Genomic DNA, 20,763 nt, shown 5'->3' with positions numbered 1-20,763 from the left:
GTTCAGGACCGCTAAAAAATTGCGCTTGAAGAGAAAGCATGAACGCGCTGGCGTGTCATAGCCATTGGGAAAAGACGTTGCACTCGCTGCTCGTCGGCGCGATCCTCCATGTGCTCTATGCCGAGGAAGAAAAGACCCTTGCCCGGGTAGCGACCTTCCTGTCCGATCCCCAGCGTTCGTTCGCGCATACGCTGCGACGGATGATGGCGACGAACCATCTGGGGACGAAGGAACAGCCGCAGGTCCACCCGATGGTTGCCAGCGCAGCTCGCGAGGTGCTTAACAAGTCGGAAAACGAACGCAGCGGCGTCCTTTCAACCGCGATGTCGTTCCTTGGGTTGCACCGGGATCCGATCGTGGCGTGCAATACGACGGCCTGCGACTGGCGCATCAGCGATCTTGTCGATGCGGCCCATCCGGTCTCACTCTATCTGGTCATTCCGCCGTCCGAAATTTCGCGGACCAAGCCGCTGGTCCGTCTCGTCCTCAACCAGATCGGGCACCGTCTGACCGAACGTCTGGAGGCCGATCCGCATAAGAGCCGCAAGCATCAGCTCCTGATGATGCTGGATGAATTTCCGGCGCTCGGTCGGCTCGACTTCTTCGAGACCGCGCTCGCCTTCATGGCAGGCCATGGCATCGTCGAGCGCTTCGTCAATGGCCTCGGCTTCACCTGCATTCGCGAGAGGGTGTATGCGGTGGAAGCCTGGCTGGGGTCGCTGCCATGTCTATGCCCCGGCCATGTCTATGCCAATGTCCGGCAGCCGCTGGTCTATACGTTGAACCTTGCCCATCTGATGCCCTTGTCGAGCGTTTGGGCAGGGCCGGCACGCAATGAGCATCTGGCCAAAGTCACCCGAACAGAATGTCCGCCGCTGCTCTATGCAGATCGGGCACCACCTCGCGCGCTACGGCCGCCGGGACAGCTTCAGTCGTGGTCATCATCACCGTTGCGGCGGTCGGATACTCCCCGTCCTGCCACCAATCGCGCGCGCGATAATAGTAGACATCGCCGTCACGAGCATATGGTCGATAGATGGGCCTGCCGTGCGACGATTCTTCTGCATCGTCGCCGCGCGGAGGATTTTCCTCTCTGTCCCGCACCTCAAAACGAGGTGAAATTCTCAAGCCCCACAGATGGGGCCCGCTGGGCGACAAAGATATCGATACCCGCATTCCCTTTCTTCGCGCTTGCATGTTTGTCGAATTGGTCAAGTTGGCGGTCCAATGCGCCATGCGATCCTGCGCTCCGTTCGATACGGAAATGCTGAAGCATCTTTCCCGCCCTACGTCATCTCAGAAATGAGGGGATGCCTGAGGACGTTTACCGGAGATGTAGTGACCAACCGGAACTGGTCGCGAGTTGCCGCAACTATTTCTCGCAAATCATGTTTTTCGATAGGTTTTCCGCCGATGACTGCGGAACAGTGCTTTATGCGGCTGCCGAAGCCAAACAGAGCTACGATGCCATACTGGGCAACGTACCATCGCCGCTCGCTTAAGCCAAATGGCCTACGGCAAACCTTGGGGCGGTTCAAGCAACCTCTACGGCATGCGCTTCGAATGCCACGCCAAGTCGCTTGCGAACAGCCCCGAAAATTGCCGCCAAATTATCCATGCTAGGATTGCCTTTTTCCGACAGCATCCGATGCAGGCTTTTGCTCGGATGCTTGGTCTCCTCTGCCAGCGCCTCAAAGCCAACCGAGGCGTTGACCAGATCACGCAGGATGAGCCGCGCGACATGCGGTTCGCCATTAAGGAAAGCGTTCGCCGCCTCATCAAGCATGGCTTTGGAGAAGGCGGGGTCGCGCATGGCGCGTTCCTTCACCGTTTCCTTGAAATCTCGGGTCAGCGCCATCTCGTTACATTCTGCCTTTTCTTTCGGTCGCCTTGCGGACCTTGTATTCATTCAGCAGCACCGCAGCCTGATCGATATCGGACTGCTGCCGTTTTTTCGTCCCACCTACGAACAGGATGATAAGCTCATGCCCTTCCTTGGCGAGATAGAGTCGATAGCCCGGTCCCCAGTCGATCCGATATTCTCCGAGGCTGCCGCCTATGCCGTGCTTGCCTATGTGGCGCAGGAGGCTGTCGGGACTTTTGGATGGCTGCAGCCAGGTGAAATGCTCGACGGCCTGGGCATGGCGGAGACGACCCCAGGACCACTGATCATGGTGACCCAGTTCGTCGGTTTCCTTGCAGCCTTTCGCGACTCGGGCACCCTGCCGCCTTTGCTGGCGGCGACGCTCGGTGCGATCCTCACCACCTGGATCACGTTCGTGCCATGCTTCTTGTGGATATTTGCCGGAGCGCCATTCATCGAACGGCTGCGCGGCAACACGGCACTGTCCGCCGCCCTGACCGCGATCACGGCTGCGGTCGTCGGCGTGATCTTCAACCTCGCCATCTGGTTCGCCATCCACACCTTGTTCGGTCAAACGATGCTGGTCCGTTCCTGGACCGGCACGTTCGATGTGCCCATATTGCGGTCGGTGAACCTGGTGGCCGTCGTGCTGGCGCTCGCTGCTGCCATCGCCATTTTCCGGTTCAGACTTGGTGTATTGACGGTATTGGGTGGCTGCGCTGCGCTTGGTGCCGTCTACAAGCTTGCTCTGTGAACGCGTGCTGCCGCACCGATTGGAATGTCGGGATCAATGGCGTTTGGCCTGCGACATTGCAGCGCGATGTTTTCGAACGCGCCCACGCGGACGGCATGGTATAATCGCGCACCTGTACTGCAGGTCGCCTACGCCTTGATGACGCTTCCAAGACCGTGGCTGCCTGTCAGTCAGTCCGGATTAGCTAGACCAGCGAGCCACTCGCCAATCATTGCCTGCCCTGCGGCCACGGCCGTTGGGCCGAATTTTTCATGGGAAGCGCGCAGGTCGCTTTCGGTACCACCAGCTTCAATAACCGATTCCGGCCACTCCTCAATCCATGCATTGAAGCGTTCATCCAAACCCATTTCGGCATGAAACTGCAGGGCAAGAAGATTCGAACCACGGCGAAAGGCCTGATGGTCATAGACATGGCTGGATGCCAGAAGCTCTGCGCCCTTCGGCAAATCGAAGGTGTCGCCATGCCAATGGAGTACAGGGACATCAACAAGGTGTCGCAATGGTCCATCACTGGCGTTGTCATGGATCTGCACCGGGTGGAAGCCGACCTCCTTGACGGGCCCCGGATAGACCCTGGCACCAAGCGCTGCAGCAATCATCTGCGCGCCAAAGCAAACGCCCAATGTCGGCATTTCCGCGTTGAGTCGCGCAGCCAGGCGGCGCAGTTGGCAGGCTATCCATGGATAACGATCCTGCTCATAAACCCCCATCGGGCCACCCATCATGATCAAAAGATCATGGGCGCACAGATCGATCGAGGGAAAGCCTGGATCAGTAACATCTATCCGATCAACGCTGTAGCCCGCAGCTTCGATCGGACCACGAAAGGCAGCTACGCCTTCATAGGGAACATGCCGGATTATCAGAGCGGTTTTCTGCCTCATCAGGCCCTTCGCCTTTTCAACATCATGAAGGCCCGTTCAGTAAGCCAAAAATTTCCAGTGTATGATCTTCATCATCGGCCGAGCCATGAGACGATTCCTGAAAATATCGCCATTGAGCCTTCTTTTGACTCTCGGTTTGGGATGGACCTGCCATATCGGCAATAAGGAACGGGCAAATTGGCAATTGCATGGATCAATATCCTAGCGTGTACGCACTCAGCGTTCTTTGAAGCGCAATCGCTCGGTTACATCCATCTGGACCAATATTCCGTCATGGACGGTCAATGTGATCGCCCCGTAACGCAAGCGCGTCAGAGCGTCACGCGTGGTCGTCAAGGCGTGATCAAGGAGGCGCGCCCGTTCCAGATCCAGCGCCGGTTGCTCATTGTCGCTCGCCATAGCTACTCCCCTGTTCAGACACCTCCCCATAAACTCAACCAAAATAGTAGACATCAAATTTATGCTATGTTCGGATAAAGGCCTTCTTCATCCTTCCACGAGAGCGTTTTGCATCGCATGATCAAGAGCCTTGCCGCATGGCGTAAAGAGCAGGCGTCACGGCATGAGCAGCCTCAATGTCCGCGCAAGTGTCCAGGTGGCGTGCCATGTGCCGCGCCGTATCGGCGAGGAAGCCCGGTACGGAACGCATCGATCAGCGCAATGATTTCCTCAGCTTCTGGCCGGTCCAGCCAGTCTGGACTGACATGAAGCCATTGCACGACTCGACCGGGTCCGACCAGCAGCACGGCAGGCTGCGGCAATTCCCAGCTGCCCGTGCCCGTCACTTCGCCGATCCAGCCGGCAGGCGGCGGTGATGGGCGGTCGTCGGGCCGAAACGCGATGCCGATCTGTCGGGCGAGGCGGTTGTCTTTGTCTGTCGCGACAGCGAAGGGCAAGTTGTGCCGCTTCTTGATGTCGGTAAGCCGTTCTGGCGTCTGCGGGCTAAGAGCAACCAGGGGAATATCTCTGTCGCGCAATGCAGGGACAAGCGCCTCAGCATAATAGGGCAAAGCAATGTTGCAGGCCGGGCAGCCGGCAAAGCGGAAGAAGATGAACAATGCGGAGCCATTGACAGTCAACGCGTCGATGTCGAGGGTTTCTCCATCGACCCCTTCGAAGGCAAGGGGCGGGAGGATGTCACCGACCTGCGCCAAAGAGGCAGGGTCGAACCGGTCGCGCAGGACTTGCCGCTGCCGCGCATTCCCCTCCAGTTGTGCGGCCGGCCAGCTGCGCGCCCGCTCAGCCTGCAACGCAGCGAACCGCGTTTCGAGTGTGTCCTTGAGGATCGTCGCCATATTGATCTCCTTCCCGCAACGCCCTGATTATTGGCGATGGAGGGGTGAGCAGGCCAATGAGAGTTGCGGGAAGAAGAACGACAAATTTTTATAGATGGAGCGGGTCAGGCTGCGTCACGGCGTCCCGAGCCGTTTGCTGCGATACCGGATGGCACAGCAAGGCCCAGATGTCCACGTAACGTATCCGCCTCGTAATCGCGCCTGAACAGGTTGCGATCCTGAAGGATAGGAACGACCTCACGGACGAAGCGGGCAAACTGGCTCGGGTGCCCCAGATGAACATTCAGGCCATCAAGCGCCCGCCCTTCGAACCAGCGCTGTATCTCATCAGCGACTGTCCGTGCCGACCCGACAAAAGGACTGCTGCGCCCGGCGCGCAAACGCTCGACCGTCTGGCGAAGCGTCAGCCCTTCTGCGATAGCGAGATCCGTGATCTTCTTCGCCTGCGTGTAGAAGCTGCTCTTGGCATGTTCGAGCGACTCAACCGGAAAGGGTGCGTCGGGATCGTAGCTGCGGAAGTCGTGCCAGCCAAACGGGCGACCAAATTCGGCAAGCGCCTGATTGAAACTCTGGTCGAGCGACCGGTAGTGGCGTTCAATGTCCCGCGCCTCGTCATCCGTGTCGCCGACTATGACCGAAAAGCCGGGAAGGATGACGATCTGGTCGGGATCGCGGCCCCGGCGCACAGCCCGGCCTTTCAGGTCCGCATAGAAGGCCTGTCCCTGTTCGATCGTCGCTGCGTGGGTGAAGATGGCGTCTGCGATGGTCGCGCCAAGATCGCGTCCCTGATCGCTGTCACCCGCCTGGAATATGACCGGCTCGCCCTGGGGTGACCGCTGGATGTTGAGCGGCCCTGCGACCTGGAAGAATGTGCCCCGATGATCCAGCCGGTGCAGTTTATCAGGATCGAGGAACTGGCCGGTCGCGCGATCACGTACCAGCGCACCATCCTCCCACGATGACCACAGGCCCCGCGCTACGTCCAGAAACTCGACGGCCCGGCTATAGCGCGTGTCATAGTCGAAATGCTCGGGCTGGCTGAAATTGCCCGCTGTCCCGGCATCGCCGCTGGTCACGACATTCCACCCTGCACGACCCTTGCTGATAAGGTCGAGCGAGGCGAAGCGACGCGCAAGGTTGAACGGATCATTATAGGAGGTGGTGAGCGTGCCAACCAGACCGATCTTGCTGGTCGCCACGGCGAGCGCCGAAAGAAGCGTCAATGGCTCAAGCCGGTTGAGATAATGGGGCGGAGAATCGGGTGTGATGAACTGGCTGTCGACGATGAACACCAGGTCGAACTTGGCCGCCTCCGCCTGGCGCACCACGTCGATATACCAGTCGATATTGACACTGGCATCAAGCGGTATGTCGGTGTCCAGCCAGCGATTGCTGTCGCCGGGGCCGCCTACGCCAGTGGGTACAAGACCGAGTTTGAGTTGACGTTTGGTCATGATGGCAATCCCGTTCAGGCGTCGAAGCCGGGAGCCTGCCGCTGCGCTTTGCGCAGCGCGGCTTCCCAGACCAGATCATAATGAGAACGCTCGCCTTCGACCGGTGCACGTTCGCGCCCGATCTGCCGACGAACCTCTGCCTGTGCTTCTTCCGGCGCGATCAGTACATTCTCGCGACCGATGCTGAGCGTGCGGACCTGCGCCTTACAGGCTTCTTCCAGATGATAGATGCCGCTGAAGGCTTCGCCCGGTGTCGCGCCCAGCGCCAGCGTACCATGGTTGCGGAGCAGCATGACCTTGGTATCGCCAAGATCGGCGACCAGCCGCTCCCGCTCGTCAAGATTGAGCGCCACGCCTTCATAATCATGATAGGAGAGACGCGGAATAAGCGCCAGCGCCCGCTGGTTCAGTGGCAGCAGTCCCTCCGCATGGGCGGAGACGGCCATGCCATCGGCGCTGTGGAAATGGGCGATATAATGGGCATCGTCGCGTGCGCCATGGATCGCCGAGTGGATAACATAGCCAGCATAGTTGATGCCATAGTCGCTTGTCCCGATGACATTGCCGTCGAGGTCAACCTTGACCAGGCTGGATGCGGTGATTTCATCGAACATCAGGCCAAAGGGATTGATCAGGAAATGATGGTCCGGGCCTGGCACCCGCGCGGAAATATGGGTGTAGATGAAATCGTCCCAGCCATAGAGCGCAGAGAGGCGATAGAAGGCAGCGAGATTGAAGCGCACCTTCCATTCCGCGTCGCTGATGGGGTTTTCCCGAAAACGGTCGTCTTTGAGGATAGTGGCCATGGGTCAGACTCCTTTGCAGGCAATTGTAGGCGGGCGGCAGGGCAGCGCCCAATGAGGAAAACTGAAGTGAATGGGGCGAATGCTCATCCGGGGAAAATCCCGGCATCCACGATCGACGCGACATCGACATGGGCAGGCAATTCGCCATCGGCGTAGAAACGATCGACGATGCGCTGCAGCGGTACAACGACCGCTGCATCGGGTGCCACCAACAAACCGTTTTGGCGTTCCGCCATGATGCGGGCCACTTCGACATCGACTTTGGTCTGCCTTTGGAAAATCGCTGCATAGGCGTCAGGATTTGCCTGCGACCATGAAGCTGCCTTTTTCAGCCGGGCGATAAGGTCACGCAAGGCAGAGCGTTTCGCGGGATCGTCCAGGCTTTTTTGCGATGCAGCGATGAGGGCATAAGGACTGTTGATCCCCTCTCCATCGCGCAGCAGCCTGGCACCGGCCAGTTCAGCGGCGATCTGGTAGGTGCCAAAAGTTGCCCATGCTTCTATTTGACCTGCGGCAAAAGCTGCTGCGGCGTCGTTAGGGAGCATGAAACCCATCTCGACCTTGCGCCGATCGACCCTCGCTTCCTTGAGCGCTTCGAGCAGAAGATAATGCGATATGCTGCCCCGTGCACTGGATATGATAACCCGGTGCCCGGACAGATCCGCGACCTTCCGGATCGAAGATCCTTTTGAAGCCAATAGGGCGATGCTGCGTGTAGAAAACTGGCTTGCGGCAATAATCTTGAGCGGCGCATGAGCCGCAGCCGCCAGCACCACCGGCATATCGCCCGCAGGCGCAGTATCAACCGCGCCTGCGTTCAGGGCTTCCAGCAGGGGGGCGGCACCGACGAAATTCGCCCACTCGATATCATAGGAGAGATTATCGAGAACCCCGGCTGCTTCCGCTTTGGACTGGAGGAGGTGGACCTGATCGCCCAGGACGAGTTTGGTCCGCCCGCCTTTCCCATCCCCACCACATGCGGCGAGGCCAAGCGCGGCAAGGCCCGCAAGCACCGTTCTGCGATCAGAAGTTAAGCGCGATGCGCCCATAATAATATCCGCCTGCAGGGTTGAAGGGAGACGGGCCATAATAGCCCTGTCCCGTCTGGGGATTGCCCGGCCCGTTGGTTTCCGGCCGAACATCGAAAAGGTTGGTGGCCCCGACCGACAGCGTCGCAAAGGCGGTCACCTTTGCGCTGATGGTTGCGTCGGTGATGATCTTGGCGCCGAAATAGCGGTCATCCCCTGCCGCCGTGCGCTGGGTATATTTGCCGTAGCGCGTGTTGGTCAGGCTGAGTCCAAAGATGCCTTTCGACCAGTTCAGCGTGCTCACCAGCTTGGTATGCGGTTGGAGGACTTCCAGTTCGCCGATCTTGTCGCCGCCGAAAAATACCGATCCCGCGCCCAGCAGGGACGAACCATTGGCGGCAAATAGTTGCGACGGGGTCGCGACGACGTCGGTTACCTTGGTCCGGGAATAGTTGAATGCCAGCGTGACGCCGAGCTTGCCCAAATCGCCAAGGCCAGTGGAATAGTCGGCGACGAAATCGAAGCCCTTGGTCGTGGTGTCGGCCGCGTTGATGAAATATTCGGCCTGCTCGATATCCGACAGGCCGTTGGCGGCCAGGATTGCGGAAATGCCCGTGCCAAACAGGCGACCGGTGCGTTCGATGCGGTCGTTGATGCGGATATAATAGCCATCGAGCGTGATCGAGAGCGAGGGCAGAGGCGTGAATACGACACCCAGACCAGCGTTCCAGGTCTTTTCCGCCTTGAGCGGCTTGGCACCCAGGAGCTGACCGACGGTTGAATCCGCCGTCACCAGTTTGGCAACGGTAGGCCGCAATTCGGTTTGCCCGGTCGCCGAATTGAAGAAGGAGGAGGTGCGCCCGTCCGTCTGGGCATAGCCGATCTGGGTCAAAGAGGGGGCGCGGAAGCCCGTACCGACCGTACCACGAATGGCGAGAGCGGGGCTGAATTCATAGCGGCTGTTGAGTTTGAGGCCGACAGGGCTGCCCGATCCGTCGCTATAATGTTCCGCCCGCAGGGCAGCGCCGATATACCAGGCGTCGAAAGGGTAGATGCCCAGGTCGACATAGCCTGCATAGACCTTGCGGCTGATGTCCGCTTCGTCCGCCGGCGAGAGGACGATCGCGCCCTGGACGACAGGCGACGCAATACGTCCCACGTTCCAGTCATATTGCTGATCACCCGGCTTGAACGTGTAGGTTGCCGGTTCGTAGGCGAGCGGATCGCCCGCAAAGGTACGGAAACGGTCCAGGCGATATTCGCCGCCGACCGAGACCTGAAGAGGGCGCGCCAGACCGATCTCGAACTCCCGGGTTAGGTCGACATTATGCGTCCATTGGCGAAACTCGAAATTGGCAAGGTTTGGCCACTCGGTCGGGCCTGTGGGACCAAGGGAGGGGCGCACCGACAATTTTGAAAATTGATGGCTGTAGTTACGCCCGAAAGAGGAGGACAGGTCATAATCCCACCCCACCAATTCGCCGCGCAGGCCTGCAACGATCTGCACGTCATTTTCGTCGATATTGTTGAGCGGATAATAGCCGTCGGGGAACTGGGCGGTGAAATTCGCGGTGCTGTTAGGACGGCGGAAATTATTGCCGACCTGGGCGTCCCGTTCGCCATAGGTGCCAAAGCTATAGAGCGTGACATTGTCGGTGACGGGCAGTTGCGCGTTATAGGAGAGGTTGAATGCCTTGATCTGCGGATCGCCATTATGCGCGCCATCGCGATCCCATTGGGTGTTACGCGCGTTCGCGGCGGCGACATTCGCTACCACCTGATCGCGGGTCAGACCGCTCGTCGCGACGACCTGATCGATGGTGCGTCCGGCAGGCAGGCCATAGAGATTGGTATCGGTAGCAGGCAGGTTCCACCATGCGCCGCCGCGCTTGCGGATCTCACCGCTGAGCGTCAGGAAACCGTCATCGCCGATCTTCGTGCCATATCGGATCGTGCCCTTCCAACTGTCGGGCTCGCCATTGGCCTCATAGAGGGTGCCGTAAGTGAAGTCGCTGCTCAGCCCCTCTTTTTCGGATAGTTGAATGTTGATGACGCCAGCAATGGCGTCAGTGCCATATTGGGCGGCCGCGCTGTCCTTGAGCACTTCGATCCGGTCGATCGACGCTGTTGGGATAAGATCGATATCGACAGGGTTGGCGCCTGATGTATCAGCCGTGCTGTTGTTGAGGAAAGCGCCGTTATGGCGGCGCTTCCCGTTGACGAGCACCAATGTATAGGCGGGCGCAAGGCCGCGATTGGTAACAGGCCGACCAATCGAGAAGACGCCCGCGTGGGTTGCGCCGAAATTAAGCGACGGCAGCAGCTTGGACAGCGCCTCGCCAAACTCGGCAGACCCTGTGGCCTGAAGCTTGTCTGCGCTGACGACATCGATCGGTGCCGGGCTTTCCGCGACGGTTCGCGGCGCGCCACGCACGCCTGTGACGATGATGGTTCCTGCGTCGGCGGCGGTTGCGGCATCCGGCTGCGCCGACACGTCGCCTTGCGCCGCTGCTGGCACACTGGCCAAGAGAACCGCAGCGATAGCCGATGATGTCAAATAAGGCCCAAAATTTTTCATGATTTACCATCCCCAATTTAGATGGGGCGATCTAATTTCAATTGTTGCGTTGGAATAATGAATTTAGATTTTAATCTATGATTAAAACTAATTTTCACATTATCTTTGCGATGCAACAGTTTTAGTTTCACCTATCTGTTCCAAAACTGCTGTCAAACGCCTGCTTCACATCGCGCTGACCCTCGGTGAGGCCAGCTTTCTGGAAACGGCGAGTGATGGTCTGTTCATGGGCAATGATGCTGGCGTCGATCGGGCGCGACAGTCGGTTGTTGCGGTCAAAACTTGCACGGGCGATGTCGAGCGGCAGGCCGGTTTCTTTCGCCAGAACCTGCGCGGAAGCGTCCGGGTGGGCGCGCGCCCAGGCAACGGCCTTGGCTTCCCGCTTCAGAAAATCGGCCAGCTGCGCGCGCTTGGGTGTGATCGCACCAGCATATGCGATGTCGATATAGAGCGGCAGGCCATAATCCTTCGCGTCAACGACCGCGCGTGCGCCTTCCTTGATCGCGACATTGGTATAGGGCGTCCAAGTCGACCAGGCGTCGATCGCCCCGCTGTCGAATGCAGCCTTGGCGTCGCCCGGTGGCAGAAAGGTGACGCGAACCTGATCGACCGGGATGTTGGCGCGTTCGAGCGCCTGGAGCAGCAAATGATGACCGATAGATCCGCGCGTCGTGGCGACGGATTTGCCCGCCAGATCCCGCACCGAGCGGACGGGCGACCCTTTCTTGACAAGCACCGCCAGCGCATCGGCCGCCTGATTGACAGGAGCCTGCACGGCAATCGCCTTGACCGGACTGCCACTTTGATAGGCGAAGATGAAAGGGGCATCGGCCGCCAGTCCCAGGTCTGCCGCTCCGCTGCCGACTGCCTCAAGGAGCGGTTGGGCTGCAGGAAATTCCGACCATTCGACCGTGTAGGGCGCGCCTTCCAGCGCACCTGAGGCGATCATCATGGACTTGACCTGCCCTTTCTGGTTGGCGACCCGTAAAACCGGTTCGCTGGACCGGTTAAAAGTCGCGGCGGCAAACGCTATGCCTGCCGCCGCGACCAGGGTCGCCGACAGGATGGCGACTGTCTTTTTCTCCATGTCAGCTCGCTAGCGCCAGCCGGGCCTTGTCGCGCACGGCGACTTTTGCGCGCACGAGCGGCAGCAGTTCGCGACCGTAAAGGATGGAATCGCCCAACGGATCGAACCCGCGGATCAGGAAGTGGTCGATACCGATGTCATAATAGTCGAGCATGGCGTCGGCGACCTGTTCAGGCGTACCGACAAGGCCGGTGCTGTTACCCGCAGCACCGGTTAGCGCGGCTACGCCGGTCCACAGCCGGGTATCGCGCCGGTTGCTGCTGGCCGTATCGAGCAGGCGCAACGACCCGGCATTGGGCGGGCGATGGCCAGAGATCGGCAAGCCGGCGGCCAGGCGGTTTTCCCGCACCTGTTCCTCTATCTCGGCCGCGCGCTTCCAGGCGGCTTCTTCTGTGTCCGCAATCACGGGGCGCAGTGACAGGGAAAAGCCCGGGTCTCGACCATGGCGCGCCGCGGCGCGGCGCACCTGTCGCACCGTGTCCTGCACGGCCTCAAGCGTCTCACCCCACAAAGCATAGACATCGGCATGGCGGCCCGACACCTCGATGGCTTCCTCCGACGACCCGCCAAAGAATACCGGCAGGTTGTCAGGCTTGATCGCGCTGAACGCGCCGCGCACAGCGTAAAAGCGCCCCTGATGATCGAAGGGCTGGGCGGCGGTCCATTCCTGCCGCAAGATCGTGAGATATTCGTCGGTGCGGGCATAGCGCTCCGCCTTGACGCTGTTGGTGTCGCCGTCACGCGCCATTTCATCGTCGGCGCCGCCGGTGATGATGTGAACCGCAACCCGACCGCCCGACAGCTGGTCAAGGGTCGCAAGCTGGCGCGCGGCGACGGTCGGCTGGGTGAAACCGGGGCGATGGGCGACAAGGAATCCGAGCCGTGTCGTGATGGCGGCGGCGTGGGCGGCTACGATCTGGCTTTCCGGGCTGTTGGAGCCGAAGGGGATGAGAACGCGGTCGAACCCGCCCTCTTCCTGTGCCCTTGCCGCTGCCTCGACATACACCTTGTCGAGCGCGCGGCTGCGCACCGCAGCCTGCGTTTCCGATCCGTTGTTGAAACCGATATAGCCGATAAACTTGACGCTCATGGGAGCCTCCTGCAAAAATTCAGATGACGTAGAAGCCGTGGGTTCCGTCGCGCCCCAGCTGGGCGACGAGGCCATATTCCCAATCGAGATAGGCCTGCATTTTTTCGGCCTGATTGTCGGTGCCTTCATAAGGTCGCTTGTACCGGCCTTCGCGCGTGCGTGGCGTGGGGGCACCATCAGGGCCGGTTTCCAGCGCGACGGCGGACCAATCGACGTCGAGGATCGATACGTCCCAGCCCAACTGCGCAAGCCAGGACGCGGTCATGTCCGCGCGTGGGCCGACATCGTCGGTGACGACGATACGCGCGCCGCGCACTGGCGCGTTGTGATCGGTTTCCTGCACTAGCTGGCCGCCCTGCGCGTTGCGGAAGCCGGGGAGATGGCCGCTTTCATATTCGCGCGGCTGGCGCACGTCATAGAGATAGAGCGTACGGCTGGTATCGGCCTTGAGCTGTTCCAGCTCGTCCCAGCCGATGCGCTTCACCCCGGCGCGATAGGCGACGTCGCGGGCATGGACGCGGGCTTCCTCGGCAGACTGATGGTCGATGTCGGGGGCGACGCGTGTCTGGCCGGTTTCCAGCTCCTGCCCCGCCAGCGTCCAGCCGATCGTTCCGTTACGCAGCGCGTAGATCTTGTTAGGCAGACCGGCATTGACCAAAGACTGTGTGCCGATGATCGAGCGCGTGCGGCCCGCGCAGTTGACGATGATCGTCGTGTCGGGATCGGGCGCGATGCTCCGCGCGCGCAGCACCAGTTCCGCGCCAGGCACGCTGGTGCCGGTGGGGATGCTCATGGTGTTATATTCGTCGTAGCGACGGGCGTCGAGGATGGCGATGTCCGCCTTTTCCCGGATCAGCGCCTGCACTTCTTCAGCGGGCAGGCTAGGGGTGTGGCGGCGATGTTCAACCAGTTCGCCAAAGGCCTTGGAGTAGCTGTTGACGTCCTCGAACAGTTCATAGCCCGCCTCGCGCCAGCCCGACAGGCCGCCGTCCAGTTCGCGCACGTCGGTATAGCCCAATGCTTCGAGGCGGACGGCGGCCTTACGTGCAAGGCCTTCGCCATTGTCATATACCACGATCGGCGTCGCCAGACGGGGGATGCGCCAGCGCGCCTCCTCGTCAATGCGGCGGAGCGGGATCTGCGCGGCGAACAGCGGATGACCCTGGGCGAAGTCATGTTCCTCGCGCACGTCGATCAGCGCGATTTCGCTGCCGATCAGCAGGGCGCGGCGGATGTCCTGCGGGGTCGAGGTCGCGGTGCGGTCAAGTGTATCAGTGGTCATGTGCTTTTCGATCTGTCCCAGAGATTGGGGATCACGCTGTTGGCGTAACCCGAAATGAAGCTTTTGGGCGTGCCGTCGAGGGCGTAGGTGGCGCGCTCGACGGCACCGATATTGGCGCCATAGACATGGATGGAGATGGACGGCGCGTCGGCGCGACCGTTGGTGACACGGTGAATGTCGCCGATGCGGGGGGAGACGGCGTCGACCTCACCCTCGCGCAGATAGTCTTCGCCCTGGTTGATCAGACCGCCGGTCGGCAGTCGACGAAAGCGCTCGACCTTCTCGACACCGCGCAGCACGCCGACCAGACCCCAGACACTATGGTCATGGATCGGAGTGGACTGACCCGGCCCCCAGACGAAGCTGACGACGCTGAAACGTTCCCGACTGTCGCAGTGGAGCAGATATTGCTGGTAACGATCGGGGTTCGGGCGAGCGAAGGCATCGGGCAGCCAATCGTCTTTTGCGATCAGCCGGGTAAGCAGCGCGGCACCGCTTTGCAGGATCGCGCCTTCGTCACGCGTGGCGGCCAGCAGATCGGCAAAAGCCGTGACGAAGCCACGCAGCCGGTCCATTTGGACGGGACGGTCGATCGCCGTGACCGCGTTCATTCCGCTGCCTCAGCGATCGGGAATGGGACGACAGCATCGTCATGATCGTCACCACCCAGATGCGACAGCAGCTTTTCCCGAAGGCGCTGCGCGAAGCTGGCGCGCTCGCCGCGCGGGGCGGTGATGCGTTCCTGCGCGACGATACGGCCGGAATCGAGGACCAGCACCCGGTCGGCGAGCGCGATCGCTTCCTCGACGTCATGGGTAACGAGCAGCACGGCGGGGCGATGCTTGCGCCAGAGTGAGAGGACGAGATCGTGCATCCGGTAGCGGGTCAGCGCGTCGAGTGCGGCGAAGGGTTCGTCGAGAAGCAGCAATTTGGGTTCGCGCACCAGCGCGCGGGCCAGCGCCACGCGCTGCGCCTCGCCCCCGGAGAGGGTGAGTGGCCAGGCGTTAAGACGATGGCCGAGACCGACTTCCTTGAGCGCTGCCTCGCTGCGTTCGCGTGGCTGCGCGCCCTTGAGGCCGAGCGCGACGTTCTTCCAGACCGGCTTCCAGGGTAACAACCGTGCGTCCTGGAAGACGACGGCGCGGCTGGCAGGAACCTCGACATCCTGCCCGCCTATTTCGTCCAGGCCAGCCAGCGTGCGCAGCAGCGTGGTCTTGCCAGAGCCGGAGCGACCGAGCAGGGCGATGAACTCACCCGGTGCGATATCCAGGTCGAGCCCGTCGATGATTGTGTTGGCGCCAAAGCGCCGTATGAAATTGCGGAGCCGCACCACCGGCTCGGGGTGGGGAGAGTCGGGAATGGCAGCACTCTGCAGCGCGGAAAATCCTAGGCGAGCGTCCATGCTTATTGCTCCACTATACTGGGGCGCCAGATCAGGGCGCGGGCTTCGATCGAACGGACCAGCCAATCGGCACCAAGGCCGAGAATGGCATAGACCATGAGGCAGACGACAATGATGTCGGTCCGCATGAAATCGCGGGCGTTATTGATGAGATATCCAAGCCCTGCCGAGGCGTTTATCTGTTCGGCTACGACCAGCACCAGAATGGATACGGACAGCGCGTAGCGCAGTCCCACGAGCAGCGAAGGCAGCGCGGAGGGCAGGATGACGTGCCAGACTTGTTCCCAACGGCTGAGACCGAAGCTTTTGGCCGCGTCAAGCAGGCGCAGATCGGCTCCGCGGATACCGCTGTAGAGGTTGAGATAGACAGGGAAAACGGTGCCGAAGGCGATCAGGGCAATCTTGGGGGTTTCGCCAATGCCGAACCACACGATGAAGAGCGGAGTAAGGGCGAGCGCTGGGATAGTCCGTTTGATCTGCATGAGGGGATCGACGGCGAGTTCGCCAGCGCGTGAAAGCCCCGCGATGAGGCCTAGCCCCAAGCCCAGGCTGACACCGATCAGAAGCCCGGCTGCGACACGGACAAAGGATACCAAAAGGTTGGATGGGAGTTCGCCCGACACCACCATTTCCAGTAGCGTACCGAGTACTGCCGAAGGCGCGGCAAGCGTCCGTTCCGGGATCAGGCCGCTGCGCGATCCCAGTTCCCACAGGAGCAAGAGAAGGACAGGCGACAGCCAGCGGCCGCCAAATCTCGAAAGCGAGAATGTGCGCCGGGAAGTATATGCCGATCCTCTGTTTCCTATCGTCGCAGCCGTCATAGTCTCGCCCTTGTGAACATGGTCGCAAGCCCAACATGAATTCTCTACTAATTCAATTGAGTTTGGATGGCTGACCTATTGGGAAAATTTATAGGTCGGGATTGGGAGCCCTTCCTGGTCTGCAGATCCAGGAATATCGGGCATTTCGGGCTATCGGCCATCGACCCAAGATTTTAATGGGCCACGACAATCTCTACTATTTTGATAGATATATTGCCATGCGCTATCGGTGGCGGTGGCCAATGACGGCAGACGCTTCTTTCAAATGTGTGAGGTCCATCGTGCCGGTCAATCTGCCGACCAATTTGCTCCGTAGCTTTGTCGCCATCGTCGACACCGGGTCGATGCTGAATGCGTCGGAACAGGTGTTCGTCACCCAATCGGCGCTCAGCCTTCAGATCAAGCGACTGGAAGAACTGGTGCAGCAGACGCTATTCCTGCGCGAAGGGCGGCGGCTTACGCTGACCAGTGCTGGTGATGTATTGCTGGACTATGCGCGGCGGGTGCTAAACCTCCACGATGAAGCGGTCGCAGCAGTCAGTGCCGGACGCTTTGCCGGTCCCGCGCGTATCGGCATGGTGCAGGACTTTGCCGATACACTGCTCACTGGCCTGCTTTCGCGCTTTGCCGAACTGCATCCCGACGCGCAAATCTACGCGCGCGTTGCCGGAACGGCGGAGTTGCAGACATTGCTCGACCGGCGGGAACTGGATATATTGCTGGGCTTTGCGGCCCCCAACGACCCCAATGCGGTGACCGTCGCGCCGATGAGCTGGTATGGTGAAGCGGCGCTTGTGGAGCGCGAGGTCATCCCGCTCGCCGTGCTGGAAGAGCCGTGCCGGTTCCGCGAGGCAGCGATCCGCGCACTGGAGGATGCCGGGCTGCAATGGCGGATCACGGTGGAGACGCCCAATCTGGCGACATTGAAGGCCGCCGTGGGCGCGGGACTGGGCATCACCTGCCGCACCCATTTGTTCCTGGGCGATGACGCGATTCTGGATCATGATCGCCTGCCGTCGCTACCCCGCGTCGCCGCGATCCTACGTGCCGGGGACCGGCTGGACAAGGCGGCGAGCCGTCTGGCGGAACTGGCGCGCGAGACGGTTCAGGCGCTCTGAATCGTCAATAGCCCCGCGCTCGATCAACGATATCCGTGGGCTTTTCCCCGCGCACGAAGCGGGTCAGATCTCCCTGCACCTTTTCCAGCAATCGGTGGCGGACCAGCGTGTGGTTGCTGGAGATGTGGGGAGTGAGACGCACCTGGGGATGGGTGTAGAGGATGTGGCCTTCGGGCAGTGGCTCCGGTTCGGTCACGTCGAGTGTAGCAAAGCCAAGCGGGCCGTGATCGAGCGCATCGACCAAGGCAGGCTGGTCGATCACGGTGCCGCGCGCGACATTGATCAGGTGCGCGCCAGGCTTCACCTTTGCCAATAAAGCCGCATCGAACAGATTACGGGTTTCCGGGGTTGCGGGCACGGCGATGACGATATGGTCGGCGCGTCCCACCAATGTTTCGATGTCGCGGACAAGTTCGACCCCGGTAAGGCCTGATTGCGTGCCGACACGGCGGACGCCGATGACCTGCGCGCCCAAAGCCAGCCCGCGCCGGGCAACCGAGCAGCCGATCGCGCCAAGGCCGACAATGCCAATGGTGGTGCCTGACACCCGGCCGAGCGGGGCGTGGACCCATTGCGCACGCGAACGCGCCGTTACCGCTTCCAGATTTTTGGCATAAGCGTAGATGGCGGCGACGACATAATCGGCAATCTCTTCCGACGCGACGCCCCGCCCGCAGGTGACGAGCGGCGCGTCGAGCAGCCAGTCCGGGTAGAAATCCACCCCGGCCGATGCGCTATAGACCCATTTCAGGCGACCCGGCCAGATATGGGGTCGCGCATGGAGCGACTGCCGCCAGGCCTGCGACGGGCGGGCGAGCAATATGTCCGCCTCACCGGCGGCTGTCCAGGGCTCGTCCTCCGCCACGTCGATCAGCGTGGGGGCGCACGGATGCTGGCCCAGCCTCCGGTTGAAATCAGCCTCCATCTGGCTGGCAATGATCAGCGACATGGCCGTGTCCCTTTAATTACCAAGGGCCGCGCGGCCGGCCGCGATCAGGATCGTGTCGGTCTGGGGCGAATGGATACGGCTGCACAGCACGTCGCGATAATGGCGTTCGAGCGGGTTTTTCCGGCTGATGCCAGGATTGCCCGTCAGTTCAAGCCCGATTTCGACCGCGCGGATCGCATTGGCGGTGGTGACATATTTGATATTGTTCACCTCCACTGCGCTCGGCGGCGAGCCGTGGTCAAAACGACCCGCTGCGTCGCGGATCAGCGTGTAATTGATCTGAAGGAGCGTTTCGATCTCGCCAAATTTTTCCTGCACGCGCGGTAGCGTGGCGAGCGATGCCCCAAGATTGGTTGGCACCCGATCGTTGAGATAGGCGCGCAGCCAATCACGCGCAGCCCGCGCCACGCCATCATAAATCGTCGAAATCGACAGTGCGTTCCAGATCGCCAGCCCCGGATCCCCAGCGCCGACCGACCATTGCTCAGGCCTGCGGATGTCAACCGCGTGGTCAAGTGGCGTAGGGGTATCTGCAAAATGTACAGCATGGCTGACGGTCGCTCGCATGCCCAGATGATCCCATACCGGTTCGATGCGTATCCCGGCGCTGTCCGCTTTCACCAGGAAATTGCCGACGCGGGGATTTTTTTCGTCGGTTTTCGCCCACACAGAGAACCAGTCGAGCCCCGTAGATCCGGTGGAGTAGATTTTCGTGCCGGTCAGTGCCCAGCCATCGGCGGTGCGTCGTGCGGTGGTGGCAGGAAGCCCCCCGCGCACGGGCGTGCCCAGTTCCGGTTCTACCCGCAGGCCGCCGATCAGCCCGCGGCCCGCAATGGCGTCTCGTGCCAGGCGCTCGTATATGGCTTTCGGCCAGCCCTGCGCTCGCGCCGGACTGGCATGATAATGATAGGTCATGAAAAGAATGAGAGCGGTGGAAGGCTCGCCCTTCGCAACGGCTCCCAAAACGCGGATAGCTTCGGACAGGGACGCGCCACGCCCACCCAACTCGCGCGACACGGTGAGGCCGATCAGCCCCTCCTGCGCGAGCAGGTCAAAATTGGCACGGGGGAATTCGCCGCTGCGGTCATAGCGCTCGGCAGTTGCGCCCAGTTGCCGCGTGATATGATCGAGTAACCCGGCGGCGACAGGCGTGTAGGACGGGACAGTATCGAGGATTATCGGCTGGCTGGCCATGGTCTCAGCCTTTCTTGGGAATGATGGAATTGAAACGGGCGTCCCATAGCGGGCGGACGTCGACTGGCTTGGGCAACAGGCCTTGTTTGAAAAAGAGGTCAGCGACCTGCTGTTGCGAAGCGATGGCGGCATCGGTGACCGGTCGCAATTCATAGCTCGCGCTTTGGCGCTTGAACTGGTCGAGCACATAATCGCGCGGCACGCCAATATCCTGGGCAATGATGTTCGCCCATTGCTGCCGATGTGTGGCGGCCCATCCATAGGCTTTCTGGACAAGTCCCAGATAGTCGCCGATCAATTTCGCCTTATCAGGATCGGCCAGCGCATCGACATGGGCAGCGACTAGATAGTTGCCCGACAAAATACCATAGGCCGTGCGCAGGATGCGCGCGCCCTCGGTCGCGATCGCGCGCTGGATCGGGAAGCCATAGATCGCCCACGCGTCCAGCGCACCTTGCGAAAAGGCCGCGGCACCATCTGTCACGCCCATGGCCACGGGGATGATGTCATCCCAGCCAAGGCCAGCTTCCTCCAGCATGCGGATAAGGAAATATTGGGTCGTGGTGGCGCGAACATAGCCCACGCGCTTGCCCTTGAGATCCGCAATCGAACGCGCTCTGGAGTCCTTTGGCACCAGAACGACCTGATTGTTGACATCGCCATGGGCGACCGCGATCTGGCGGAAGCTCTGAATCGTGGAGGCGGCCGCAAAGATAGGCGGTATTTCGCTCATCCCGCCATAGTCGAGCGAGCCGCCATTGAGCGCCTCTATCACCAGATGACCGGACTGAAATTCACTATAGTGCAGATCAAAGCCTTCCGGCCCGATCCCTGCGGCCTTGAACAGAAGGCGCGTGTCGCCTTCGCCCTTGCCCGTAATGGAAACACGCAACCGGGGCCGGTCGCTCTGGTCGCGGCCACAGCTGGCCAGCATCAGACAGGCCGCTGCCCCGGCACCCAGAAACTGGCGTCTTGGCCACATATCAGCGGCTCGCCTCGCCCCTCTGACCAGACTCGACGCCACGCTCGAACAGGATCACGTTGGGATCGCGTAGAAATTCGCGGCGCGCAGCCTCGCGCAGGCGACGCCAGCGGGCCCCTAAAGAATGCAATAATGCCATGGTCGTCCTTCATCATACAGATAATGGCTTTATCTA

At 60.8% G+C, this 20,763-nt stretch carries 21 protein-coding genes and 3 pseudogenes; 5 read left to right on the top strand and 19 right to left on the bottom strand.

Features of this window, described 5'->3' with window-relative positions:
- Window positions 1–44: 44 nt before the first annotated feature.
- Window positions 45–641: pseudogene (locus J2W40_RS07950) on the top strand (type IV secretory system conjugative DNA transfer family protein); the annotation flags it as partial.
- Window positions 642–896 (top strand): annotated as a pseudogene (locus J2W40_RS20645) (hypothetical protein); the annotation flags it as partial.
- Window positions 897–1,534: 638 nt separating this feature from the next.
- On the opposite strand, the gene J2W40_RS07945 reads toward J2W40_RS20645, so the two are convergent.
- Window positions 1,535–1,813 (bottom strand): helix-turn-helix domain-containing transcriptional regulator, encoded by a 279-nt coding sequence (locus J2W40_RS07945; RefSeq protein WP_310223361.1) that lies wholly within the window; start codon window positions 1,811–1,813, stop codon window positions 1,535–1,537.
- A gap of 241 nt (window positions 1,814–2,054) precedes the next feature.
- Here J2W40_RS07945 and J2W40_RS07940 point away from each other — a divergent pair.
- Window positions 2,055–2,618: pseudogene (locus J2W40_RS07940) on the top strand (chromate transporter); the annotation flags it as partial.
- 170 nt (window positions 2,619–2,788) lie between these two features.
- On the opposite strand, the gene J2W40_RS07935 reads toward J2W40_RS07940, so the two are convergent.
- From J2W40_RS07935 to J2W40_RS07905, 7 genes are all read right to left on the bottom strand, one after another.
- On the bottom strand, window positions 2,789–3,502 hold the full coding sequence (locus J2W40_RS07935) for a glutamine amidotransferase (RefSeq protein ID WP_310223359.1): 714 nt from the start codon (window positions 3,500–3,502) through the stop codon (window positions 2,789–2,791).
- A 22-nt stretch (window positions 3,503–3,524) separates the two neighbouring features.
- Window positions 3,525–3,692, bottom strand: a complete 168-nt coding sequence (locus J2W40_RS07930) for a hypothetical protein (protein WP_310223358.1) — start codon at window positions 3,690–3,692, stop codon at window positions 3,525–3,527.
- Between the two features lie 26 nt (window positions 3,693–3,718).
- Window positions 3,719–3,901 carry a YezD family protein gene (locus J2W40_RS07925; RefSeq protein ID WP_310223356.1) on the bottom strand — a complete coding sequence of 61 codons (183 nt, stop codon included), beginning with the start codon at window positions 3,899–3,901 and terminating at the stop codon, window positions 3,719–3,721.
- A 173-nt stretch (window positions 3,902–4,074) separates the two neighbouring features.
- Complete coding sequence (locus tag J2W40_RS07920) at window positions 4,075–4,797, bottom strand: peroxiredoxin-like family protein (RefSeq protein ID WP_310223354.1); 723 nt, start codon at window positions 4,795–4,797, stop codon at window positions 4,075–4,077.
- Between the two features lie 104 nt (window positions 4,798–4,901).
- Window positions 4,902–6,251, bottom strand: a complete 1,350-nt coding sequence (locus tag J2W40_RS07915; RefSeq protein ID WP_310223352.1) for an LLM class flavin-dependent oxidoreductase — start codon at window positions 6,249–6,251, stop codon at window positions 4,902–4,904.
- 14 nt (window positions 6,252–6,265) lie between these two features.
- Window positions 6,266–7,057 (bottom strand): class II aldolase/adducin family protein, encoded by a 792-nt coding sequence (locus J2W40_RS07910; RefSeq protein WP_310223350.1) that lies wholly within the window; start codon window positions 7,055–7,057, stop codon window positions 6,266–6,268.
- An 83-nt stretch (window positions 7,058–7,140) separates the two neighbouring features.
- On the bottom strand, window positions 7,141–7,839 hold the full coding sequence (locus J2W40_RS07905; protein WP_310223348.1) for an ABC transporter substrate-binding protein: 699 nt from the start codon (window positions 7,837–7,839) through the stop codon (window positions 7,141–7,143).
- On the opposite strand from J2W40_RS07905, the gene J2W40_RS07900 reads away from it, so the two are divergent.
- Window positions 7,810–8,091: a hypothetical protein gene (locus J2W40_RS07900; RefSeq protein WP_310223346.1), complete on the top strand. Its 282-nt coding sequence runs from the start codon at window positions 7,810–7,812 to the stop codon at window positions 8,089–8,091. The two genes, J2W40_RS07905 and J2W40_RS07900, sit on opposite strands and share 30 nt — an antisense overlap.
- Here the strand turns inward: J2W40_RS07900 and J2W40_RS07895 are convergent.
- The 7 genes from J2W40_RS07895 to J2W40_RS07865 form a co-directional block, all read right to left on the bottom strand.
- Window positions 8,081–10,603 (bottom strand): TonB-dependent receptor plug domain-containing protein, encoded by a 2,523-nt coding sequence (locus tag J2W40_RS07895; protein ID WP_310223542.1) that lies wholly within the window; start codon window positions 10,601–10,603, stop codon window positions 8,081–8,083. The two genes, J2W40_RS07900 and J2W40_RS07895, sit on opposite strands and share 11 nt — an antisense overlap.
- Window positions 10,604–10,790: 187 nt before the next feature.
- Window positions 10,791–11,750 carry an ABC transporter substrate-binding protein gene (locus J2W40_RS07890; protein ID WP_310223344.1) on the bottom strand — a complete coding sequence of 320 codons (960 nt, stop codon included), beginning with the start codon at window positions 11,748–11,750 and terminating at the stop codon, window positions 10,791–10,793.
- 1 nt (window position 11,751) lies between these two features.
- Window positions 11,752–12,840, bottom strand: coding sequence for an LLM class flavin-dependent oxidoreductase (locus tag J2W40_RS07885; protein WP_310223342.1), 1,089 nt, complete (start codon window positions 12,838–12,840; stop codon window positions 11,752–11,754).
- Between the two features lie 19 nt (window positions 12,841–12,859).
- Window positions 12,860–14,122 carry a rhodanese-like domain-containing protein gene (locus J2W40_RS07880; RefSeq protein WP_310223340.1) on the bottom strand — a complete coding sequence of 421 codons (1,263 nt, stop codon included), beginning with the start codon at window positions 14,120–14,122 and terminating at the stop codon, window positions 12,860–12,862.
- A complete protein-coding gene (locus J2W40_RS07875) occupies window positions 14,119–14,733 on the bottom strand; it encodes a cysteine dioxygenase family protein (protein ID WP_310223339.1) in 615 nt (204 codons plus the stop codon). Before J2W40_RS07875 ends, J2W40_RS07880 begins: the two co-directional genes overlap by 4 nt.
- A complete protein-coding gene (locus J2W40_RS07870) occupies window positions 14,730–15,524 on the bottom strand; it encodes an ABC transporter ATP-binding protein (protein WP_310223337.1) in 795 nt (264 codons plus the stop codon). The genes J2W40_RS07875 and J2W40_RS07870 overlap by 4 nt, the downstream gene beginning before the upstream one ends.
- A gap of 2 nt (window positions 15,525–15,526) precedes the next feature.
- Window positions 15,527–16,345: an ABC transporter permease gene (locus J2W40_RS07865; protein WP_310223335.1), complete on the bottom strand. Its 819-nt coding sequence runs from the start codon at window positions 16,343–16,345 to the stop codon at window positions 15,527–15,529.
- 281 nt (window positions 16,346–16,626) lie between these two features.
- Between J2W40_RS07865 and J2W40_RS07860 the strand changes: the two genes are divergently transcribed.
- Entirely contained in the window at window positions 16,627–17,463 is an 837-nt protein-coding gene (locus J2W40_RS07860) for a LysR substrate-binding domain-containing protein (protein WP_310223540.1), read from the top strand.
- 4 nt (window positions 17,464–17,467) lie between these two features.
- Here J2W40_RS07860 and J2W40_RS07855 read toward each other — a convergent pair whose 3' ends face one another.
- From J2W40_RS07855 to J2W40_RS07840, 4 genes are read right to left on the bottom strand one after another with little or no spacing between them, the layout of a single operon-like run.
- Window positions 17,468–18,412, bottom strand: coding sequence for a D-isomer specific 2-hydroxyacid dehydrogenase family protein (locus tag J2W40_RS07855; RefSeq protein WP_310223333.1), 945 nt, complete (start codon window positions 18,410–18,412; stop codon window positions 17,468–17,470).
- 12 nt (window positions 18,413–18,424) lie between these two features.
- Window positions 18,425–19,606, bottom strand: coding sequence for an acyl-CoA dehydrogenase family protein (locus tag J2W40_RS07850; RefSeq protein WP_310223331.1), 1,182 nt, complete (start codon window positions 19,604–19,606; stop codon window positions 18,425–18,427).
- A gap of 4 nt (window positions 19,607–19,610) precedes the next feature.
- Entirely contained in the window at window positions 19,611–20,588 is a 978-nt protein-coding gene (locus J2W40_RS07845) for an ABC transporter substrate-binding protein (protein ID WP_310223329.1), read from the bottom strand.
- Between the two features lies 1 nt (window position 20,589).
- A complete protein-coding gene (locus tag J2W40_RS07840) occupies window positions 20,590–20,727 on the bottom strand; it encodes a hypothetical protein (RefSeq protein ID WP_310223327.1) in 138 nt (45 codons plus the stop codon).
- Between the last annotated feature and the right edge of the window lie 36 nt (window positions 20,728–20,763).

Source organism: Sphingobium xenophagum (assembly GCF_031457465.1).
Lineage (GTDB): Bacteria > Pseudomonadota > Alphaproteobacteria > Sphingomonadales > Sphingomonadaceae > Sphingobium > Sphingobium xenophagum_A.
This window is presented reverse-complemented; position numbering and strand designations above follow the sequence as displayed.

Excerpts from the sequence above, each read along its gene's own strand:
- J2W40_RS07870 (WP_310223337.1), bottom strand. The coding sequence starts at position 15,524 with ATGGACGCTCGCCTAGGATTTTCCGCGCTGCAGAGTGCTGCCATTCCC.
- J2W40_RS07890 (WP_310223344.1), bottom strand. The coding sequence starts at position 11,750 with ATGGAGAAAAAGACAGTCGCCATCCTGTCGGCGACCCTGGTCGCGGCG.
- J2W40_RS07905 (WP_310223348.1), bottom strand. The coding sequence starts at position 7,839 with ATGCCGGTGGTGCTGGCGGCTGCGGCTCATGCGCCGCTCAAGATTATT.
- J2W40_RS07855 (WP_310223333.1), bottom strand. The coding sequence starts at position 18,412 with ATGTCGCTGATCATTGCCAGCCAGATGGAGGCTGATTTCAACCGGAGG.
- J2W40_RS07880 (WP_310223340.1), bottom strand. The coding sequence starts at position 14,122 with ATGACCACTGATACACTTGACCGCACCGCGACCTCGACCCCGCAGGAC.
- J2W40_RS07945 (WP_310223361.1), bottom strand. The coding sequence starts at position 1,813 with ATGCGCGACCCCGCCTTCTCCAAAGCCATGCTTGATGAGGCGGCGAAC.
- J2W40_RS07885 (WP_310223342.1), bottom strand. The coding sequence starts at position 12,840 with ATGAGCGTCAAGTTTATCGGCTATATCGGTTTCAACAACGGATCGGAA.
- J2W40_RS07865 (WP_310223335.1), bottom strand. The coding sequence starts at position 16,345 with ATGACGGCTGCGACGATAGGAAACAGAGGATCGGCATATACTTCCCGG.
- J2W40_RS07910 (WP_310223350.1), bottom strand. The coding sequence starts at position 7,057 with ATGGCCACTATCCTCAAAGACGACCGTTTTCGGGAAAACCCCATCAGC.
- J2W40_RS07930 (WP_310223358.1), bottom strand. The coding sequence starts at position 3,692 with ATGCAATTGCCAATTTGCCCGTTCCTTATTGCCGATATGGCAGGTCCA.
- J2W40_RS07845 (WP_310223329.1), bottom strand. The coding sequence starts at position 20,588 with ATGTGGCCAAGACGCCAGTTTCTGGGTGCCGGGGCAGCGGCCTGTCTG.
- J2W40_RS07875 (WP_310223339.1), bottom strand. The coding sequence starts at position 14,733 with ATGAACGCGGTCACGGCGATCGACCGTCCCGTCCAAATGGACCGGCTG.
- J2W40_RS07925 (WP_310223356.1), bottom strand. The coding sequence starts at position 3,901 with ATGGCGAGCGACAATGAGCAACCGGCGCTGGATCTGGAACGGGCGCGC.
- J2W40_RS07850 (WP_310223331.1), bottom strand. The coding sequence starts at position 19,606 with ATGGCCAGCCAGCCGATAATCCTCGATACTGTCCCGTCCTACACGCCT.
- J2W40_RS07920 (WP_310223354.1), bottom strand. The coding sequence starts at position 4,797 with ATGGCGACGATCCTCAAGGACACACTCGAAACGCGGTTCGCTGCGTTG.
- J2W40_RS07840 (WP_310223327.1), bottom strand. The coding sequence starts at position 20,727 with ATGGCATTATTGCATTCTTTAGGGGCCCGCTGGCGTCGCCTGCGCGAG.
- J2W40_RS07915 (WP_310223352.1), bottom strand. The coding sequence starts at position 6,251 with ATGACCAAACGTCAACTCAAACTCGGTCTTGTACCCACTGGCGTAGGC.
- J2W40_RS07900 (WP_310223346.1), top strand. The coding sequence starts at position 7,810 with ATGAGCCGCAGCCGCCAGCACCACCGGCATATCGCCCGCAGGCGCAGT.
- J2W40_RS07935 (WP_310223359.1), bottom strand. The coding sequence starts at position 3,502 with ATGAGGCAGAAAACCGCTCTGATAATCCGGCATGTTCCCTATGAAGGC.